The 18821-nt window shown below is 68.2% G+C and carries 19 protein-coding genes; 8 read left to right on the top strand and 11 right to left on the bottom strand.

The genetic code is table 11. The features are described 5' to 3' along the window. The first annotated feature begins 10 nt into the window (after window positions 1-10). Window positions 11-832, top strand: a complete 822-nt coding sequence (locus tag ACIA75_RS31825; protein ID WP_397111102.1) for an acyl-CoA dehydrogenase family protein — start codon at window positions 11-13, stop codon at window positions 830-832. Between the two features lie 65 nt (window positions 833-897). Here ACIA75_RS31825 and ACIA75_RS31820 read toward each other — a convergent pair whose 3' ends face one another. From ACIA75_RS31820 to ACIA75_RS31805, 4 genes are all read right to left on the bottom strand, one after another. Next, window positions 898-1440, bottom strand: coding sequence for a hypothetical protein (locus tag ACIA75_RS31820; RefSeq protein WP_397110693.1), 543 nt, complete (start codon window positions 1438-1440; stop codon window positions 898-900). A 475-nt stretch (window positions 1441-1915) separates the two neighbouring features. Continuing rightward, window positions 1916-2425, bottom strand: a complete 510-nt coding sequence (locus ACIA75_RS31815) for a hypothetical protein (RefSeq protein ID WP_397110691.1) — start codon at window positions 2423-2425, stop codon at window positions 1916-1918. Between the two features lie 196 nt (window positions 2426-2621). Further along, entirely contained in the window at window positions 2622-3410 is a 789-nt protein-coding gene (locus ACIA75_RS31810) for an enoyl-CoA hydratase (protein WP_397110689.1), read from the bottom strand. Between the two features lie 118 nt (window positions 3411-3528). Then, a complete protein-coding gene (locus tag ACIA75_RS31805; protein WP_397110687.1) occupies window positions 3529-4527 on the bottom strand; it encodes an acyl-CoA dehydrogenase family protein in 999 nt (332 codons plus the stop codon). A gap of 184 nt (window positions 4528-4711) precedes the next feature. Between ACIA75_RS31805 and ACIA75_RS31800 the strand changes: the two genes are divergently transcribed. From ACIA75_RS31800 to ACIA75_RS31785, 4 genes are all read left to right on the top strand, one after another. Next, window positions 4712-5368, top strand: coding sequence for a TetR/AcrR family transcriptional regulator (locus ACIA75_RS31800; RefSeq protein ID WP_397110685.1), 657 nt, complete (start codon window positions 4712-4714; stop codon window positions 5366-5368). 117 nt (window positions 5369-5485) lie between these two features. Further along, window positions 5486-6340 carry an acyl-CoA thioesterase gene (locus tag ACIA75_RS31795; protein ID WP_397110683.1) on the top strand — a complete coding sequence of 285 codons (855 nt, stop codon included), beginning with the start codon at window positions 5486-5488 and terminating at the stop codon, window positions 6338-6340. 31 nt (window positions 6341-6371) lie between these two features. Then, a complete protein-coding gene (locus ACIA75_RS31790) occupies window positions 6372-7448 on the top strand; it encodes a dihydrodipicolinate reductase (RefSeq protein ID WP_397110681.1) in 1077 nt (358 codons plus the stop codon). Beyond that, a complete protein-coding gene (locus tag ACIA75_RS31785; protein WP_397110679.1) occupies window positions 7445-7885 on the top strand; it encodes a nuclear transport factor 2 family protein in 441 nt (146 codons plus the stop codon). The genes ACIA75_RS31790 and ACIA75_RS31785 overlap by 4 nt, the downstream gene beginning before the upstream one ends. A gap of 108 nt (window positions 7886-7993) precedes the next feature. Here the strand turns inward: ACIA75_RS31785 and ACIA75_RS31780 are convergent, their stop codons facing one another. The 3 genes from ACIA75_RS31780 to ACIA75_RS31770 form a co-directional block, all read right to left on the bottom strand. After that, window positions 7994-8428, bottom strand: a complete 435-nt coding sequence (locus ACIA75_RS31780) for a DoxX family protein (RefSeq protein WP_397110677.1) — start codon at window positions 8426-8428, stop codon at window positions 7994-7996. Between the two features lie 710 nt (window positions 8429-9138). Then, window positions 9139-10095, bottom strand: a complete 957-nt coding sequence (gene meaB / locus ACIA75_RS31775) for a methylmalonyl Co-A mutase-associated GTPase MeaB (RefSeq protein WP_397110675.1) — start codon at window positions 10093-10095, stop codon at window positions 9139-9141. Next, complete coding sequence (locus ACIA75_RS31770) at window positions 10092-11240, bottom strand: thiolase family protein (protein ID WP_397110673.1); 1149 nt, start codon at window positions 11238-11240, stop codon at window positions 10092-10094. Before ACIA75_RS31770 ends, meaB begins: the two co-directional genes overlap by 4 nt. A gap of 100 nt (window positions 11241-11340) precedes the next feature. Between ACIA75_RS31770 and ACIA75_RS31765 the strand changes: the two genes are divergently transcribed. The 3 genes from ACIA75_RS31765 (at window position 11341) to ACIA75_RS31755 (ending at window position 14555) form a co-directional block, all read left to right on the top strand. After that, window positions 11341-12105 (top strand): SDR family NAD(P)-dependent oxidoreductase, encoded by a 765-nt coding sequence (locus ACIA75_RS31765; RefSeq protein WP_397110671.1) that lies wholly within the window; start codon window positions 11341-11343, stop codon window positions 12103-12105. Window positions 12106-12350: 245 nt separating this feature from the next. Beyond that, window positions 12351-13046, top strand: a complete 696-nt coding sequence (locus ACIA75_RS31760; RefSeq protein WP_397111101.1) for an SDR family NAD(P)-dependent oxidoreductase — start codon at window positions 12351-12353, stop codon at window positions 13044-13046. 57 nt (window positions 13047-13103) lie between these two features. Next, complete coding sequence (locus ACIA75_RS31755; RefSeq protein WP_397110669.1) at window positions 13104-14555, top strand: MFS transporter; 1452 nt, start codon at window positions 13104-13106, stop codon at window positions 14553-14555. Between the two features lie 76 nt (window positions 14556-14631). Here ACIA75_RS31755 and ACIA75_RS31750 read toward each other — a convergent pair whose 3' ends face one another. From ACIA75_RS31750 to ACIA75_RS31735, 4 genes are read right to left on the bottom strand one after another with little or no spacing between them, the layout of a single operon-like run. After that, complete coding sequence (locus tag ACIA75_RS31750; RefSeq protein ID WP_397110667.1) at window positions 14632-15399, bottom strand: enoyl-CoA hydratase/isomerase family protein; 768 nt, start codon at window positions 15397-15399, stop codon at window positions 14632-14634. 1 nt (window position 15400) lies between these two features. Beyond that, window positions 15401-16489 carry an acyl-CoA dehydrogenase family protein gene (locus tag ACIA75_RS31745; protein WP_397110666.1) on the bottom strand — a complete coding sequence of 363 codons (1089 nt, stop codon included), beginning with the start codon at window positions 16487-16489 and terminating at the stop codon, window positions 15401-15403. Next, a complete protein-coding gene (locus tag ACIA75_RS31740; protein WP_397110664.1) occupies window positions 16476-17381 on the bottom strand; it encodes an acyl-CoA dehydrogenase family protein in 906 nt (301 codons plus the stop codon). Before ACIA75_RS31740 ends, ACIA75_RS31745 begins: the two co-directional genes overlap by 14 nt. Further along, complete coding sequence (locus ACIA75_RS31735) at window positions 17359-18792, bottom strand: class I adenylate-forming enzyme family protein (protein WP_397110663.1); 1434 nt, start codon at window positions 18790-18792, stop codon at window positions 17359-17361. Before ACIA75_RS31735 ends, ACIA75_RS31740 begins: the two co-directional genes overlap by 23 nt. Between the last annotated feature and the right edge of the window lie 29 nt (window positions 18793-18821).

Genomic DNA, 18821 nt, shown 5'->3' with positions numbered 1-18821 from the left:
GCGCAAGACGATGGCCACGGCCACCGGCGCCGAGCTGTATCCCGCCCTGCGCGACCTCGGCTGGTACGACCTGCTCACCGGTGACGACACCGCGGAAGTCGCGGTACCCCTGGTTTTCCGGTTGCTCGGGGAGACCGGCTCGCATGCCCCGTTGATCAACGATGTGGTGGCGCACGCCGCGGGCCGGCGGTTCGGCGAGGCGATGCCGCTGCCGTTCACCGGAGGCACCTGGGTGCGCTGGGATTCCGGCGCCGATCCGGCGCCGGATATGCTCGACCCCGACCTGCCGCTGTACCGGCTCCGGAGTACCACCGAATTGCCCGCCGCCGCGGCGACTGTCCCGCTCGAGAGCGCCCGGCGCGCACTGGGCTGGTGGCTGACCGGATCGGCGCGAGCGATGCTCGGCCTCGCGCGCCGGCACGCACTGGAACGGGAACAGTTCGGCCGCCCCGTCGCCGGTTTCCAAGCGATCCGGCACCGGCTGGCCGAAACCCTGGTCGCCATCGAAGGCGCGGAGGCGACCCTCACCGTCTCGCCGGACGATGCGCATCATCCGGCCCACGCGGATATCGCCGCGCATCTACCGGACCGATACGACTCGCTCGGCGCCCTGCTCGCGAAGGCCGCGGCGGGCCGCGCGGCCTTGGTCACCGCCCGCAACTGCCAGCAGGTGCTGGGCGGAATCGGTTTCACCGCCGAACACGAGTTCCATCGCCACTATCGGCGGGCACTGGTCCTGGACGGTCTACTCGGCAGCGCCCGCGACCTCACCCGGGAGGCCGGCGCGACGCTGCGCGAACTCGGTTACGCGCCCCGGTTGGCCCATCTGTAGTCGACAACCGTTGCCCCCCTGGCCGGCGCGCCAGGGGGGCAGGTCGGGGGCACCGGGAATCGGGTTCAGGTGCAGGCCTGGGACGTTCCGCCGGAGATGGCGACCAGACCGCACATGGTGGTCGCCGCGATTTTCCAGCCGTCCGATTCCTTGACCGCGTGACCGAGTTGATTGCTCACCACCGGGTTACCGGAAATATTCAGGGTGAAGCGCAATTCGGCGTTGATCCGGTCGAGCAATACGACCTCCGCGATCTCGATCGTGGTGAGCGCGGTCCGGATATGGTTTGCCATCCCGGAGATCTCGGCTTCGAAATCCGGCCCGCGTTCGACCAGGGCCAGCCGATCCGATGTCGGCGTGGCGGGCGCAAAAAATGCCTGGTAGACGCCGGTTATTGCCGCGGCTGCGGCGACCGGTGAATCCGGTGTGGCACTGTTCCCCTCCGGATTCGCCGCCCCGGCGGCGACTTCGGTGGCGGGCGCTTCGGTGGTCGGGAGTACATAACAGTTGTCGGGCCCGAAGAAATTGCCGCAACCGGTGATCGCGCTCAGCGAGAACGCAACTCCACAGGCAGCGACGGTTCGCGCTACCCGGTGTCTTCGTGACATCGGTTCGTCTTTCTGAAGAGTGATGATGCGAATCCGCGGAAACTGGATTCCGCAGAGCCGCGGGGAGTTTAGCCCGACATCCTCTTGGGTATAAGCAGATTCGCGCATTTTGCCGGATGGACATCCGGTTAATACTCGGCACTGAACATCCTCGCGCGATCCGCGCCACCCGAGTGATATCGGCGATGCCCTCGACAGCCGTCCGTCCACGGTCCGGGAATCCGTATCCGGTCAGGACTCGTGACATGTGCCGCCCAACTCGTCGCAGCCGGCCCGCGGTGCGTTCTCCCCGAAACCGATACTCGGCTCGGCCGAACCGCACCCCGATCGGCAGGGGTCCGGATGGCGTATCGATACTGCGCAAACCGATACGACGCCCCGGCCCCCGGCCCGCCGGCTCATGGACCCGGCAGCGGCGGCTGTCCCGAGCCGGAACAGGCTTCGGGACAGCGCTGTCGAAGATCTGTGCCGGCGGTCAGCTACAGGCCGGAATCGCCTCACCGGTGCCCTGGACGGCGAGCAGCGCGCAGAAGGTCATCGAGGCGACCTTCCAGGTGTCGCCCTCCTTGATCGCCTGTCCGGACTGATCCGGCAGCACCGGATTACCGCCCAGCAGCAGGGTGTAGGTCACATCGGCCGTCTTGTCGTCCACGACTTCGACCGCGGACACGGTCACGCTCGTGCCCTGGGCACGCGGGTCGGCGGCCATCCCCTGGAGGAAGGGTGCGAATTCGTCCCCCTTCTCGACCAGCCCGGCGCGGGTGGCGGGGTCGGCCTTACCGTCGAAGAAGGTGACGAAGGCGTTGGTGATCTCCTTCTTGGTCTCCGGCGACGCCGCGGCAGGCGCGGCGGAACTGGTGGCGGCGGGGGCCGAGGTGGCCGCGGCCGCATTCTCGTCGGAGTCACCGCAGCCGATCACGGCGGCGGCGGTCAGGGCGATCAGGCCGAAAAGACTGGTGGTACGCCGGAATCTGAGGGTTCGCATGGCGGAAACCTTTCCGATGGACGTTCCGAATTGTCGTCCATCCGCGGAAATCAGAAAAGGGGTTCGGGGCGGTCGTAATTCGGTTACGCTGCCCGTGTCGGAAGAATCCCTGCCTGCCGGTTTCCGTCTCGGTGGCACTTCTTCGATAGCGGGGGATCGTTACCGCGGCGAACGGGAACGATCCCCCGATCCATCTCTATTTCATATTCGTCTTCATCTGATCGAGATCGACCAGGATCGGATAGCCACTCACACTCAGGGCGTTTCCGTGCCCGGTGGAGTGAATATCGAAAACGGATTGGATCGCGGCGTAGAAACCCTGCACATCGAGGGTCTGGTTCACCGCCCGCTTGGCCTGCCGCAGCCCGAACGGGGGCATCTGCGCGATCTGGCCCGCCAGCTCCGCGGTCTTGGCGGGCAGCTCGTCGAGCGGCACCACCATATTGACCATCCCGGCCTGCTCGGCCTCCTGAGCCGTGACCGGACGGCCCGTGAACAGGATCTCCTTGGCTTTGCGATGTCCGAGTTCCCAGGTGTGTCCATGGTATTCGACCCCGCCGATACCCATCATCGCCACCGGATCGGAGAACAGCGCGTTATCCGCGGCCACGATCAGGTCGCAGGGCCAGCACAGCATCAGCCCGCCGGCGATACAGCGGCCCTGCACGGCTGCGATCGTGGGCTTGGGCACATTGCGCCACCGCAATGTGTATTCCAGATACCGGCGACTCTCGGTCTGATATATCCAGTCGAGCGTGATCTTCTCCGGTTTCGGCCAGCTGTCGTCCTTGAGATCGTGACCGGCGGAGAAATGTTTTCCGGCCGCGTTCAAGACGATCACCACGGCATCGTCGTCGTTCGCCGCCCGGGTCCACGCGGCATCCAATTCGTCCAGCAGTGCCGAATTCTGGGCATTGGCCGCTTCGGGGCGGTTCAGAGTTATTGTCGCGACCTTATCGGCGACCGCGTAGTCGATATAGGACAAAACATGCTCCTCGGTTCCGGGGTGCACCGGGCACACACCCGATGCTCGTGTTCCGTTTGCTACGCCACCCGGCTGCCGGGGCGACCGGCCCCCGGGCGCGATCCCATGATGTCGCCCGTCACCGCCGGGCGGCGCGATATTCCTCCGCCACCACCGCGCGATGAACGGCCGCGCCGCCGAACAGCAGCTCGCCGGCCTTGGCCCGTTTGATCGCGAACTGCAGGTCGTTCTCCCAGGTGAAGCCCATGGCACCGAACAGCTGCACACCGTGCCGGAAAACTACCGACTGGCATTCCCCCGCGGACGCCTTCGCCATCGCGGCAGCCAGTTTGCGGCGCGGGTCGTTCTCCGCGAGGCACAGGGCCGCGAAGTAGCCCAGGGCCCGGGCCCGTTCGATGGCCAGATGCATATCGGCGGCCTTGTGCTGCACCGCCTGGAACGCACCGATGGCGGTGTCGAACTGCCGCCGCGTCCGCACATGGTCGAGGACGAGATCGAGAATGCGCTGGCACGCGCCCACCGTGGTCAGCGCCAGACCCGTCAATGCCAGTTGCCGGGCGCGTTCCGGATCACCCGCGGTGCGCTCGCCGTCGGTGACCCGGACATTGTCGAACGTGACCTCGGCGACGTGCAGAACAGGATCGAAGACCTCGACACGCCGGGCGGAGACCGCATGCGCGGGCACGACGAACACGCCGGCGGTCGTCACCACCGCCAGCTGATCACAGCGATCGCCGTCGAGTACCTGGCGGGCAGTGCCGCGTAACAGCCAGCCGTCGGCGTCGCGGACGGCGGTGACTCCGTCGAAGACCGCGGCGCCGGCGCCTTCCGCGGTGGCCGAATCCCCGGCCAGCGGCGCGAATTGGGTCATTGTGGCGAGATAGGGCGTCGGGTCGGTGGCCCGGCCCAGCCCTTCGAGCACGATCCCGAGTTCCACGGCCGCTTCCGGTTCCACGAGTTCGGTCCAGCCGAGTTCGACATAGGTTTTCCAGAGCCGGGCCGGATCGGCGCCCGCGTCCACGATCTCCCGGATCACCGTGGCGGGGCATTCCTTCGTGGTGACCTCACGGACCGTGTCGCGGAGCAGCCGTTGATCGGCATCGAACTCGAACAGCATCCGGGCTGCCTCCTGTCGGCGGGGTTGCGCTACGTTCAGGAGAATAGCATTCTCTTGAGATGAAATTAATAGTCTCCTCAATGGTGCGAATACCGGACGTGGCTGCCCGGACATGGGACGTTCTCCGGTACAGTGCACCCATGTTCTCCACATATGGGATCGATGGGATCGGACGGGCCAGCCGGTGACCAGCCCAAGCGAAGAACCGGCCTGGAAGCAGCGTGCCGTCGAGCGCTCCATCCGCACCGCGAAGCTGCGCGCCGAACAGCGCGTGCAGCGCTTTCTCGATGCCGCCCAGGCGATCATCACCGAAAAGGGCACCACCGATTTCACGGTCCAGGAGGTCGTGGACCGGTCGAAACAGTCGCTGCGCAGCTTCTACCTGCAGTTCGACGGGAAACACGAACTGCTGCTGGCCCTGTTCGAGGATGCCCTCAGCCGCACCGCGGAACAGATCCGCGCCGCTGCCGCGGGTAAGGAAGACGCCCTGGACCGGCTCCAGCTCGCGGTGGAACTGCTCTACGAACTGTGCCGCCCGGACCCGACCGCGCAGCGCCCCCTGTTCACCGATTTCGCCCCGCAGCTGCTGGTCAGCCACCCGGCACAGGTGAAGGTCGCGCATACCCCGCTGCTGGCATTGTTCACCGAGCTCATGATCGACGCCCACAAGAACGACCTGCTGCGCGAAGAAGTCAATCCGCGCCGGATGGCGGCCATGGTGATGCAGACGGTGATGTTCACGGCGCAGTCCAACGGCGGTATCGACGACGAGACCGCGTACCCGATCTCGGCCGAGGAGATCTGGGAGTTCTGCGCCCGGGGATTCGCGCGTCACGCCTGAGCGCACCTCAGCATTCGCCCCGGACCGCGCGCTGACTGCGGAGGGACCGGTCAGCTACCGCCCGGATTTGCGAGAATAACGTTCTCCTTAGCAGAGATACGGGTTTACACTCGATCTATGCCCGATCTCTGGACCGACCTTCTCGCCTGTATGGATCTGCGCCTACGCCCGTCCGTACCGCAGTCCGACGACACCGACCCGGCACCCGCACCGGACCCGCAGGCCACCCTCTCGGTATTCGAGGGACCCAATCAGCAGCTGGAATACCACCGGCTGTTCGGCGGCCAGTTGCTCGCCCAGTTCTTGCGGGCCGCCACGTTCGCCTGCCCGGACAAGACCGTCAAATCGGTGCACGTCATCTTCGCCCGGGAAGGCAAGAGCGACGCCCCGGTCTACTACGTGGTCCAGCCGCAGCACCGCGGGCGCTCCTTCGCCACCCTGACCATCGTCGCCCGGCAGAAGGGCGATGTGATCGCCACCGCGCTGCTGTCGATGACCGCGCTGGAAGACGGGCGGGAGAACCAGGAAGTCGCTGCGGTCCCACCGGTTCCCGGCCCCGAACATCAGGTCGAGATCGGCCTGATCCCGTGGGAGACACGGTCGCTCACCGACCTCAACGACAAGGCGGCCGGGCCGGCCGAATACGACCTGTGGATGCGCACTCCCGAGGTCGGCGCCGAACTCGCGCCCGGCTTGGTGTCCTACGCCACCGATCTGAACGTGATCGGCACCGTGCTGCGCGCGATCGAAGGTTTCGATCACAGCGGTAACGGCACCGCGTTCACCTCCGCCACCACCTCGCACACCCTGTGGTTCCATCGCCCGTTCCGCAGCGACGACTGGTTGCTGCTGCGGCACGAAGGCCTGGTCATGGCACACGGCCGTGCCTACGGCCGGGGCGATGTACTCGCCGCCGATGGCACCCTGGTGGCCTCGTTCGCGCAGGAAGCCCTGCTGCGCTTCCGGCCCTGAGCCGCCCGGCACGCACAACCGATAGGCAACCATGCACCCCTCCCCCTCCGCCGCCCCGGCCGCCACACCCGCCGACGGACCGTATCGGGTGGCCCAATGGTCCACCGGCACCATCGGCGCCCGCGCGCTGCGTGCGATCGTCGAGCACCCGAATCTGATACTGGCGGGCGTGTACTCGCACAGCCCGGACAAGCAGGGCCGCGACGCCGCCGAACTCTGCGGGACCGATACGCCCACCGGTATAGGCGCGACCGGCGATATCGGCGAACTCCTCGGCACCACACCGGATTGCGTTCTCTATATGCCGCAATCCTGCGATATCGACGAGGTCTGCCGGATCCTCGCCGCCGGCGCGAATATCGTGACGACCGCGGGCGTCTTCCATCACCCCGGCAGTTTGGATCCCACGGTCCGGGCCCGGGTGGAGGCGGCGTGCGAAGCCGGCGGCACCTCGATCCACAGCACCGGCAGCAGCCCCGGATTCATCACCGAAGCCGTTCCCCTGGTGCTGGCTTCGATCCAGCGACGCCTCGACACCCTCAGCATCCAGGAATACGCCGATCTGTCGCAGCGGAATTCCCCGGCGATCCTGTTCGACGTCATGGGATTCGGCGGTCCCCCGGGCGATTTCGCCCAGGTGCGGCTGGATCATCTGCGCAATAGTTTCGGCCCGTCGCTGCGGCTGCTCGCCGACGGAATCGGGCTACCCCTCGACGAGGTGACCGCCACGGGCGAGGTCGCCACCGCGACACGCACATTCGATATCGCCGCCGGCACGATCCCGCAGGGAACCGTCGCGGCGCAGCGCATCACGATCTCCGGCGTACACCGGGGCCGCACCGTGCTGCGCTTCCAGGCCATCTGGCATTGCGGCGCGCAGGCCGAGACCGAATGGGAGATCCGCCCCACCGGCTGGCATCTCAGCGTGGAAGGCGACGCGCCGCTGGAGATCGATATGGTCTTCCCGTTCCCGCTCGACCAGATGGCTCAGCACTCCCCCGCCTACACCGCGAACCGGGCCGTCAACGCCGTCCGCTACGTATGCGCGGCGGCACCGGGTATCCGGACCGTCCTGGACCTGCCCCCGATCACCGCGACGCTGGGATGACAGTGAACGACTACGAGGCGATCCGCGCCCTCAAATCACGGTATTTCCGCCTGATGGATACCAAGGACTGGGCCGGTTTCCGGGACCTGTTCAGCGACGACGTGGTCATCGACGTGTCCGGGTCGGGCGGTGAGGTGATCACCGGCGCCGACGAATTCCTCGCCTTCCTCACGCCCAGGATCGGTGATGCGATCACGATCCATCACGGCCACACCCCAGAGATCGAACTCCTCTCGGACACGGAGGCCACCGGAATCTGGGCGATGGAAGACCGGCTCATCTGGCCGGACGGCACCCGCCTGCACGGTTTCGGCCATTACCACGAAACCTACGCAAAGTTCGACGGCCACTGGCGCATCCGCTCCCAGCGCCTGACCCGCCTCCACATGGATTTCGCGCCCGCCCAGCAGAACCCGCCGGGCGCCGGCGCCGAGTGAACGACGCTGCATCGATCGCCGCCAACCCGACGGGCGATCGATGCGAGAACGCGCGGCCGGCGATCGGTGGGCCGGGCCCACCGATCGCCGGTCGCACTGATGGATTTGTCATCGCGAGGGCGAGTTGCGCAGGTCGGTGACGCCGGCGCGGCGCTCGTAGGCGATCCAGGCGAAGATCGCGGCGAGTACCAGGGGGAAGATCGCCATCGCCGGCTTGTCGGCGATGAAAGCCTGCGTGCCCGCGGCGAGCACGGTGAGAACCGACAGACCCGCGGCAGCCAGAGCGGTCAGCCGGGGCACCATCAGGCCGATACCGCCCGCGACCTCCACAATTCCGATGAAGATGAGCAACCCGAAGGGGATGACCAGGTTCTCGGGGGCGTTGTCGGTCAGGGCGTTGGGCATCACGAGCTTCGGCCCGCCGGAGGCGATGATGAAGAACAGGCCGAGGAGGATCTGCAGGGCCCACAGGACGCGGTTGCGGATGGTGCCGGGACGGTAGGTGCCGGCGGAGAAGGTGGCGGTGGTGTCGACGGTGGTCATCTCTGGTCCTTCGGGTCGGTCGCGCCGGGTTGGTAGCGCGTTCAACCGATAAGACGGAGCACCATCCGAGGACTCATCGCTGTCCCCGAAGATTTTCGGAACCGCTGCTGTACCGGCGCGCGATCAGCCGCCGCGGTCCGCACGATCGACCGGGACCGCACCGCGGCGGCCTCGTGCCGGCGATCACCTGGCCAGGGTGTGTTCGGGCGGCCCGAGCCTGCTCGGGCGACGGCGCACGCCGACCTCTACGCCCGAACCCGGCGCATGAACGCCATTGTGTAGTAGACGTTCTCGATATTCCGTTCGACCACACTGACCAGCTCCCACCCTCGGGATTCGAGGAACTCGAATGCCGTTGACCAGATGGACGACCGGCTCGAAGATCGCCTGCTGGAGGGCGGCGGTGCCGAACATGAAGCCACCGGTCTGCGGTGAGCTCAGGACCAGGTTCCGTCGTGGGTAGGACCGCAGGTCCACCAATCCGTTCAACACGGCGAATACATCGAAAACAGGGCCGGGCGCGGGCGCATTCACAGCCCACATCATCGCGCATACCGCCGAGCGGCACATTCCTCGTGACGCAACACGGTGTCCGCCGCCACGGAGGCGCGGCCTGCCGTGGCGGCGGGAACCCATCCGGTCGCCCACCGGAGACTGCTGTCGACGCTCGACGCTCCGGTGTAGATCGGCGGGGCGACCGGACGGTGTGTTCAGCCGACCGCGGAACCGCCGCTTTCGGCGTGCCCGGCTACCGCGGCAGGTATTTCCGTGCTCTGCGGCGCCAGAAGTTCCGCGGCTGTGTACGGATCGCACCGACCGGCGGCGACCGCGGCGGCAAGCGTATCGAGTCCGGGGTGGGCGCGCAGCCTGCTGTGCGCCAGCGAAAGGATCTGGCATCGGGCCCGGGCGGCGCGGCGGTCGGCGGTATCTGCGCGGTGGTGCTCGTCGACGGCCGTGACCAGTTCGGGTATCCCGGTGCCGTCCGCGGCAACCGCGGTGAGGATCGGTACCGCGGATTCGGCCCGGAGCTCGCGCACCGTCTGATCGGCGCCGGGCCGATCTGCCTTGTTCACGACCAGCAGATCGGCCACCTCCAGCAATCCGGCCTTCGCCGCCTGCACCGCGTCGCCGGCTCCCGGGGTGAGGACCACGACGGTCGGGTCGGCCACCGCGGCGATCTCGATCTCCGACTGGCCGACACCGACCGATTCGATGACCACGAGGTCGTAGGACAGCGCAGCCAGCAACCGGATGGCCGCCGGCACTGCCGCCGAGAGACCGCCGAGATGCCCCCGGGTGGCCATCGACCGGATCAGCACTTGCGGATCGTCGATATGGGCGGCCATCCGGATCCGGTCGCCGAGCAGGGCACCGCCGCTGTAGGGGGAGGACGGGTCCACGGCGAGCACCGCCACCCGCAGCCCCTGCGCCCGGTAGGCGGTAACCACCGCGGCGATGGTTGTGGATTTACCGGCGCCGGGTGGTCCGGTGAACCCGACCACCCGGATCGCAGCAGGCTCCAGCAGCCCCAGAACCTCGTGTCGCTGCTCTCCCTCGATCAGAGTGAGCAGCCGGCCCGCCGCGCGCACCGACCCGGCGCGCGCGGCAGCGATCAGCTCCGCGGGAGACCCGCCGCCACGTTCCCCGGCGGAACCATTCGTGTTCACGGAGCGGCGACCTCCAGGACCGTGGCCGAGCCCATCCCACCGCCGGCGCACATGGCCACGATCGCGAGTCCGCCGCCGCGGCGGCGGAGTTCGTGGATCGTGGTGACGATCATGCGGGCGCCGGTGGCCGCGACGGGGTGGCCGAGCGAGCAGCCGCTACCGTTCACGTTCACCAGGTCCGCGTTCAGGTCCAGGGCGCGGATGGCCGCGATGGGCACCGAGGCGAACGCCTCGTTGATCTCGAAGAGTTTCACTTCGCTCAGCGAGATCCCAGCCTTCTGCGCGGCCTTGGTGATCGCTTCGATCGGCGCCAGCCCGGTATCGGCGGGGTCGACGCCCACCGACGCCCAGGACCGGATGGTGGCCAGGGCCGGCAGGCCCAGTTCGTCGCTGGCGACGGTGAGCAGGGCGGCGCCGTCGTTGGCTCCCGCGGCGTTGCCCGCGGTGATCGAGAAACCTTCGATTTCGGGGTGCAGGACCTTCAGCGAAGCCAGCTTCTCCAGGGTGGTGGTCCGGCGGGGATGCTCGTCCACGGCGAACTGCCCGAACGGCGTATCGATCGGCACGACCTCGTCGTCGAACCGGCCCTCGTCGATCGCGGCGATCGCGTTCCGGTGCGACCGCAGCGCCCACGCGTCCAGGTCCTCACGCGAGATCCCCGATTTCACCGCGGCGTTCCAGCCCACCGTGATCGACATGTCCAGGTTCGGCGCGTCCGGACGGTCGGGATGCGAGGGCGAGGTCCACGGATCCACCCACTCGTCCGGGCCGACCCGGAATCGCGACTTCGGGCCGGTGGAATCCGCGTTGACCCCACCCGCCAGCACCAGCCGGTCCATCCCGGCCCGGATACCCGCCGCCGCGGTCTGCACGGCCGCCATTCCGGCCGCGCAGTGCCGGTTGTGGGCCAGGCCCGGGACTCCGGTCAGCCCGGCGGTGATCGCCGCGTGCCGCGCGATCACACCACCGCCGTACCGGCCTTCACCGAGGATCACATCATCGATGGGAGCATCGGTTTCCAGCTGTTTTGTCGTCGCCTCGACCACGTGATGGGCGAGGTCGAATGCGGTGGTTTCGCGCAGGGATCCCTTCACGGCGGTACCGATCGGGGTGCGGAGCGCGGATACGATCACGGCTTCGGGCATCAGTTCTCTCCAATTTCCGCCACGTCGACGATCTTGCCGATATACATGAGAATAGTATTCTCTCAATCTGAGAGCGAGAATCGCAAGAGAGGGTAGTCCTATGCAGATCGAGGGAAGTTCGGCGATTGTCGTCGGCGGTACGGGCGGACTGGGCGAGGCAACCGTCCGGCGGCTGCATGCCGCCGGAGCCAAGGTGGTGGTCGCCGACGTCGCCGACGACAAGGGCAAGGAACTGTCCGACGAGCTCGGTATCCGCTATGTGCACACCGACGCCACCAGCGAAGAGTCGGTCCAGGCGGCCGTCGAGGAGGCGAAATCGCTCGGCCCGCTACGCATCTCGGTCGACACGCACGGCGGGCCCGCCAGCGGCGGCCGCCTGGTGGGCAAGGACGGCTCGCCCCTCGCCCTCGACGGATTCCGCACAACGATCGAGTTCTATCTGACCGCGGTCTTCAATGTCATGCGCCTGTCCGCCGCGGCGATCGCCGAATCCGAACCCACCGAAGAAGGCGGGCGCGGGGTCATCGTGAACACCGCCTCCGTCGCCGGCTACGAGGGTCAGATCGGCCAGCTCCCCTATTCGGCCGCCAAGGGTGGCGTGATCGGGATGACCCTGGTCGCCGCCCGCGACCTGTCTCCGCTGGGTATCCGCGTGGTCACCATCGCCCCGGGCACATTCAACACCCCCGCCTACGGCAAGGCCGCCGACCAGCTGGAACAGTACTGGTCGCCGCAGATCCCGTTCCCGAAGCGGATGGGCCGCTCGCCGGAATACGGGCAGCTGGTGCAGTCGATCGTGGAGAACGACTACCTCAACGGCGAGGTCATCCGCCTCGACGGCGCGCTGCGGTTCCCGCCGAAGTGAGTGCCCCGGAATCGGCCCGCGGCGAGGCCGGGTCGGAGGACGGAACCGGGGCGGGCACCGCCCGGTCCGGTCCCGGTGCGAGCAGTGACCGTGGTCCGAGCGGAGGTTCGGATCCGGCCGGCGCGCAGAGCCCGGGTAACCGCCCAGGCCAGAGCAACCGCCCCGGCACCCCGGACGTTGCCGGATCCGGCAGCGCCGGTCCGCTCGCGGGCAAGGTCGCGTTCGTTGCCGGCGCCAGCCGCGGCATCGGTGCCGCGATCGCCGAGGCACTCGCCCAGCAGGGGGCGGCCGTCGCGGTCGCGGCCCGGTCCGAGCAGACCGGGCGGGTCGCGGGGACGATCCATGAGGTGGCCGAACGGATCCGTGCCGCGGGCGGCCGGGCATCGGCGGTGCCCTGCGATGTCACGGCGGAGGAATCGGTCCGCGGCGCGGTCTCGGCGGTCGTGTCCGAATTCGGCGGGATCGATATCCTCGTCGCGAACGCCGGTGTGCTGTGGCTGGGCCCGGTGGAGAGCACCCCGCTCAAACGCTGGCAGCTGTGCCTGGACGTGAACCTCACCGGCGTTTTCCTGGTGACCCGCGAGGTGATCCCGCATATTCGCGCCCGCGGCGGCGGCTCGATGATCGCGGTCACCACCACCGGCGTCGAGATGACCGACCGCGGCGCCAACGCCTACTGGGTATCCAAGGCCGCCGCCGAACGCCTCTATCTCGGGTTGGCCGCGGATCTGCGGCCGGACAATATTGCGGTGAACTGCCTGAGCCCGTCGCGTGTGGTACTCACCGAGGGCTGGCGCGCGTCCGGCGGTGGCGATATCCCGGCCGAAATGGTCGAGCCACCCGAGACCATGGGCCGGGCGGCGGCCCTGCTCGCAGCCCAGGACGCTGCCGGTATCACGGGAACAGTCCAGCGCTCGGAAACACTGCTCGCCGCCCGGTGATACCCCACACCTGCGGTTTCCTGCTCAGCGCGTCACGGTTTCCGTATCTTCGGTGAAGTGAGTACCAGTGAGCTGCCCCGGCTCGGGTCCGCTGCCGGACGCTGGATCGTGCTGGCCACGGTCCTCGGCTCATCGGTGGCCTCGCTGGACGCGACGGTAGTCAATATCGCGTTGCCCCATATCGGCGCGGCACTGGATACCGATATCGCCGGACTGCAGTGGACCATCAACGGCTACACCCTGACCCTCGCATCGTTCATCCTGCTCGGTGGCTCTTTCGGTGACCGCTTCGGCAGACGCCGGGTATTCGTTTCCGGAGCAGTGGCCTTCGCCGCGGCATCACTCCTGTGCGGGGCGGCGGTGAATATCGAGATGCTCGTCGCCGCGCGACTGTGTCAAGGGATAGCCGGGGCCATGCTGACACCGGGCAGCCTCGCCTTGATCTCGGCGTCGATCGATGAGCGTGATCGTGGTGCGGCCATCGGGGTGTGGTCGGGGTTCGCGGGAGTGTCCGGCGCGCTCGGCCCGTTTCTGGGTGGCTGGTTGATCGCGGTGGCGGGATGGCGGTCGATCTTCTTCATCAATGTGCCGCTGGTGCTGGTTGTCGTGGTGTTGTCGCTGCGGCATGTGCCGGAGAGCCGGGATCCGAATGCCGCCTCCCGGCTCGATGTGCCCGGCGCGGTGGTGGTCGCGATTGCGCTCGGCGCGCTCACCCTCGGACTGATCGATGGGGCTCCGCTGCTGCTGAGCTGCGGTGTGGTGCTGCTCGCAGCGTTCGTGCTGATCGAACTGCGCAGTGATCATCCGCTGGTACCGCCGGCGCTGTTCCGCTCGCGGGTGTTCACCGTCGCCAATCTGGTCACGCTGGCGGTGTACGCGGCGCTCGGCGGCGTGTTCTTCCTGCTGGTGTTGCAGTTGCAAGTGGTGGCGGGGTATTCACCACTGTGGTCGGGTGCCGCGCTGGTGCCGATTACTGTCCTCATGCTGGTGCTGTCGGCGCCCGCGGGCCGATGGGCTCAGCGACACGGACCGCGGTTGCCGATGACCTTCGGTCCGGTCCTGGCGGCGGGAGGGGTGGCGCTGTTGCTGCGGATCGGCCCCGGAGCGTCCTATCCGATCGAGGTGCTGCCCGGAGTAGTGGTCTTCGGTCTCGGACTCTCGGTGCTGGTCGCCCCGCTCACCGGCGCCGTTCTCGGCGCGGTAGCGGCGAGCGAGGCAGGTATCGCCTCGGGAGTGAACAATGCTGTCGCCCGGACCGCCCAGTTGCTGGCGGTGGCGGCACTGCCGGGGTTGGCCGGTATCTCCGGGGAATTGGGCGACCCCGCCGTCATCGACTCCGGTTTCACGATCGCGATGTGGATATGCGCCGGCCTCTTACTCACCGGCGCCCTGCTGGCCGCGGTGCTGTTGCGGCCCCGGCGCCACCCGCCCGAGTTCGGCGGGGCCGATTGCCGGCCGCAGTGTGCGGTCGAGGGGCCCGCCGTCATGCCCGCACGAAGAACGGATTGAGCGGAGGCCGGGCGCGGTATGGGCTCGCGGCCGGGTGTTCCGGCCGGCGGCAGCCACTGTGATCTCGGTGCGTGGGCTACTTCTTTCCGGAGGTCAGCCGGGTGATGGTGGCCTGGAAGTCGTCGGTCTGGAAGGACTGGTATTCCGCGGTGAGCGCGTAATCCAGCGAGGTGAGTACGGCCTTCTCCAGCTGCATGTTCAAGACCCGTTTGGTGGCCTCGACAGCCTGGCGGGGCATTTCCGCGATCCGCTTCGCGCAGGCCAGCGCCTCGGCCACCGGGTCGGCGACCACATGGTTGGCCAGGCCCATTTCCCGGGCGCGGTCGGCGGAGATGCGGGCACCGGTGAGCGCGTACTCCTTCGCCAGCAACAGACTGGTGTGCAGCGGCCAGGTGAGCGGGCCACCGTCGGCGGCGACCAGACCCACCTGGACGTGCGGATCGGCGAGGTAGGCGGTCTCGGCCATATAGACGATATCGCTGAGTGAGACGAGACTGCAGCCCAGACCGACGGCCGGACCGTTGACCGCGGTCACCACCGGCATCCGGCAGCGTGCCATGCCGAGGACGATATCGCGGCCGTGCGCGATGGTTTTCTCGCGCAGTGCCGTATCGCGGCCCAGCTCTTCGAGATAGGTGAAATCACCACCGGCCGAGAACGCTTTACCGGCGCCGGTGAGCACCACGGCCCGCACCTCGGGATCCTCGGACAGCCGCGGCCACAACCGCGCCAGCCCGCTGTGCAGGGCGTCGTCGACCGCGTTGAGCGCGTCCGGCCGGTTGAGGGTGACGATCCGCAGTGGACCGTCGGCCCGGACGTCGATTTCCGCAGGCATATCGTACATTTCAGACTCCCAATCCGAGGATGCGCGAGGCGATGATGTTCTTCTGGATCTGCGAGGTCCCGCCCATCACGCTCTGCGCGCGGCTGTACAGGTAGGAACCGAACATCTCCTGGTCGCCGGTGCCGGCGACCGCGAGCGCGGCATGCCCGACCGATTGATCGACCCAGGTCATGAGCAGTTTGTCCAGTGATCCCTGCGGGCCGTGAGTGACCCCGTCGAGCTGTTCGGACAGCCGCCGCCGCACATGCAGCCGCAGCATCTCGGCCTGTACCGCGGCCCACGCAAGTTCTTCCGGGGCCTTCCCGTCGACCCGGGATGCCAGCTGCCGCACCAGTTTCCCGTACCGGGCGGCGTAGCCCAGGGTCGAGGGTTCGCGTTCGTGCCCGACCACGGTCATCGCGAGCTTCCAGCCTTCGCCGGGGGCGCCCACCATCTGGTCCGCGGGCACCCGCGCGCCGTCGAACAGGACCTGCCCGAACTCGGTCGTCACGCCGCTCATCATCTCCAGCGGCCGCTGTTCCACACCCGGCTGTTTCATCGCCACGATGAATGCCGAAACACCTTTGTGCCGTGGCACTTCCGGATCGGTGCGGGCCAGCAGCAGGCACCAATCGGCGACGTCGGAGTAGCTGGTCCAGATCTTGTGCCCGTGGATCACGTACTCGTCACCGTCACGGGTGGCCGTGGTGGTGAGCGAGGCCAGATCCGATCCGGCGCCCGGTTCGCTGAACCCCTGGCACCAGCGCTGGCTGCCGTCGATCATGCCGGGCAGGAACCGGCGGCACAGTTCGGGACTCGCGTGCCGGCCGAGCCCCTGGATCAGGTAACCGAGGCTCGGCCGCGGCGGAGCCCCCGCGATGGCCAGTTCCTCGTCCAGGATCACGTCGTAGACCGGCGGCAGATCCTGACCGCCGTGCTCCCGCGGCCAGGACAATCCGAAGAACCCGGCCCGGTACAGCTCGGTATGCCATTCGCCCTGCCGGGCCCAGTATTCGTCGCCGGAGGTCGGGTATGTGCCCGCCACACCGGCGAGCCAGTCGCGCAGCCGTTCCCGGAACGCTGCTTCTTCCGGGGAATCACGATAGTCCAAGGCCGGCCTCCTCCAGGCGGACGGGAAACAGTTCGGTGGACACCAGGGCCCGCCGCAGATATACGTGGGCCAGGCATTCCCAGGTATTGCCGATACCGCCGTGCACCTGGATCGCGGTTTCGCAGACGGTACGGGTGGCACGGGCGGCGTAGATCTTGGCGATCCGCGCCGCGCGCAATGCCTCGGCCGGGCCGAGTTCGTCGACGGCCCACGCGGCATGCCACAGCACGCTGATCGATCCCTCGATCAGCGCCTCGCTCTCGGCCAGCAGATGGGCCACCGCCTGATAGGAACCGATCGAGTTCCCGTACTGTTCACGGACTTTCGCGTACTCCACCGCGACGCGCTGCGCACCCCGGGCCGTACCGACGAGGTCGGCGCAGGTGGCGGTGAGCGCGAGCGCCTGCCAGCGGTCGCGGTGCGCGTCGGAGATATCCCCGCGCGGCTCCCACGGGCCGTCGGCCGCCGCGGAATCGCGGGTGAGGTCGGCTCCGGCGACAGGGGATCCGACCGGACCCGCGAGCAACCGGCTGCCGTCCAAGGTCAGCACCCGGTCGCAGCCGCGGGCATCGATCGCGTTCCCCTCCACCGCAATCGTCCACCGCGACGTATCACCGTCGGATCGGCCGTGCAGATCGTCGGCGAGCACCGGTCCCAGGAACGGCACGTCCACCAGTCCCCGCCCGAATTCCTCCGCGACGATCGCCACCTCGACGCCCGTGGCACCGTCGGATCGGAGTTCCCGGAACCCGGTGCCCGACACCGCGTCCTCGAGCCGGGCCCGGCGCTTCTCGTCGGCCAGATCCAGGACCGAGCCGGGGCCCAGTTCGTCGGCCAGTTTCGCGGCCGCGTCCCGGAGTTGCCGCTGTTCACTCGTCAGCCGGACGTCCATAACGCTCCTTCAGCACTCGCCGCAGCACCTTGCCGGATGGCAGGCGGGGGATTTCGTCCACGAACAGCACGCGCCGCAGTCGCTTGTAACCGGCCAGCCGCTGCTCGACCGTGGCCATCAGTTCCTCGGCCGTCACCGGCGCGGCCGTCGCGACCGCGGCCACGATCGCTTCCCCGTTGGCACCGTCGGGCTCGCCGAACACCGCGCAGTCGGCGACCGCGTCGTGGCCGTGCAGAACCGCTTCGATCTCCGCCGGCGCCACCTGGAAACCGCGTACCTTGATCATTTCCTTGGACCGGTCGGTGAGCCGCAGCCAGCCGCCGGCGTCCAGGTTCCCGACATCGCCGGTGCGATACCAGCCGTCGTCGAACGCGGCCGCGGTCGCGGATTCGGGCAGGTACCCGGCCATCACCGAATCGGCCCGCAACTGGATCTCCCCGTCCTCCCCCGGCCCGACCGGTGTCCCGTCGTCCAGCGAGACCACTCGCACCTCGACCCCGGGTACCGCCTTGCCCACACTGTCCAGGCGGGGACCGTCGAGCGGACTGCACGCGATCACCGGGAGTTCGCTCGCCCCGTACGCGGGCAGCCAGGTGACGCCGGTGCGGCGGGTCACCGTCTCGGCGACACTGGCCGTCACCGGCGTCGCACCCCACATGATGTAGCGCAGCGAGGACAGGTCGTAGGACTCCAGATCCGGATACTGCGCCATGGCCAGCGCGATCGGCGCGACCGCCATCTCGATGGTGATCTTGTCGGATTCGATGTGCGCGAGCACCTTCTGCAGGTCGAACCGGCGATGCAGCCGCACCCAGGACCCGGCCTCGAGGGCGGTCACAATATTGAGGATGCCGAGGATATGCGACGGTGGGGTCGCCACCTGGATCCGGTCACCGGCGGTCAGCCCGAGCGCAACCTGCCAGTGCCGTACGGCCACTGCGAACGAGGCGTGGGTGTGCCGGACCGCCTTCGGCAATCCGGTGGTGCCCGAACTGAAGACGAGCACCGCGTCGGTGGCCGGGTCGGGGGTATCGAAGGTGCGGGTCGTCGCGGGGACGGGATCGTCCAGCGACACCATATCGGTGAGCTCGGCGAGCACCGGGTGATCGCCGAGCGCGTGCTCGGCACCGGTGATCTCCAGCGCGTGCGCGACCTCGGCCTTCTTCCAGGCCGGGCTCAGCAGCACCACGGCGGCCCCCAGCCGCCAGATCGCCAGTACCGCGGTCACGAACTCGGGCCGGTTGGACGACATCAATGCCACCCGCTGCCCGGATCGGACTCCGCGTGCCGCCAGGACCTCGGCGAGGCCGTCGGCCGTAGCGTCCAATTCGGCACGGGTGTACTCGCGTTCCTCGAAGGCGAGCACGGTGGGCGCCGCGCTCGCCGCGGGCGCTGTGGACTCTGCAGACACCGTGGGCTCCGTCATCTGCCGCCCCCGAT

It is taken from the genome of Nocardia sp. NPDC051750 (assembly GCF_044453135.1).
Classification (GTDB): Bacteria; Actinomycetota; Actinomycetes; order Mycobacteriales; family Mycobacteriaceae; genus Nocardia.
Note: the sequence above shows the minus strand (reverse complement) of the source record. Positions and strands in the feature narration are given on the sequence as shown.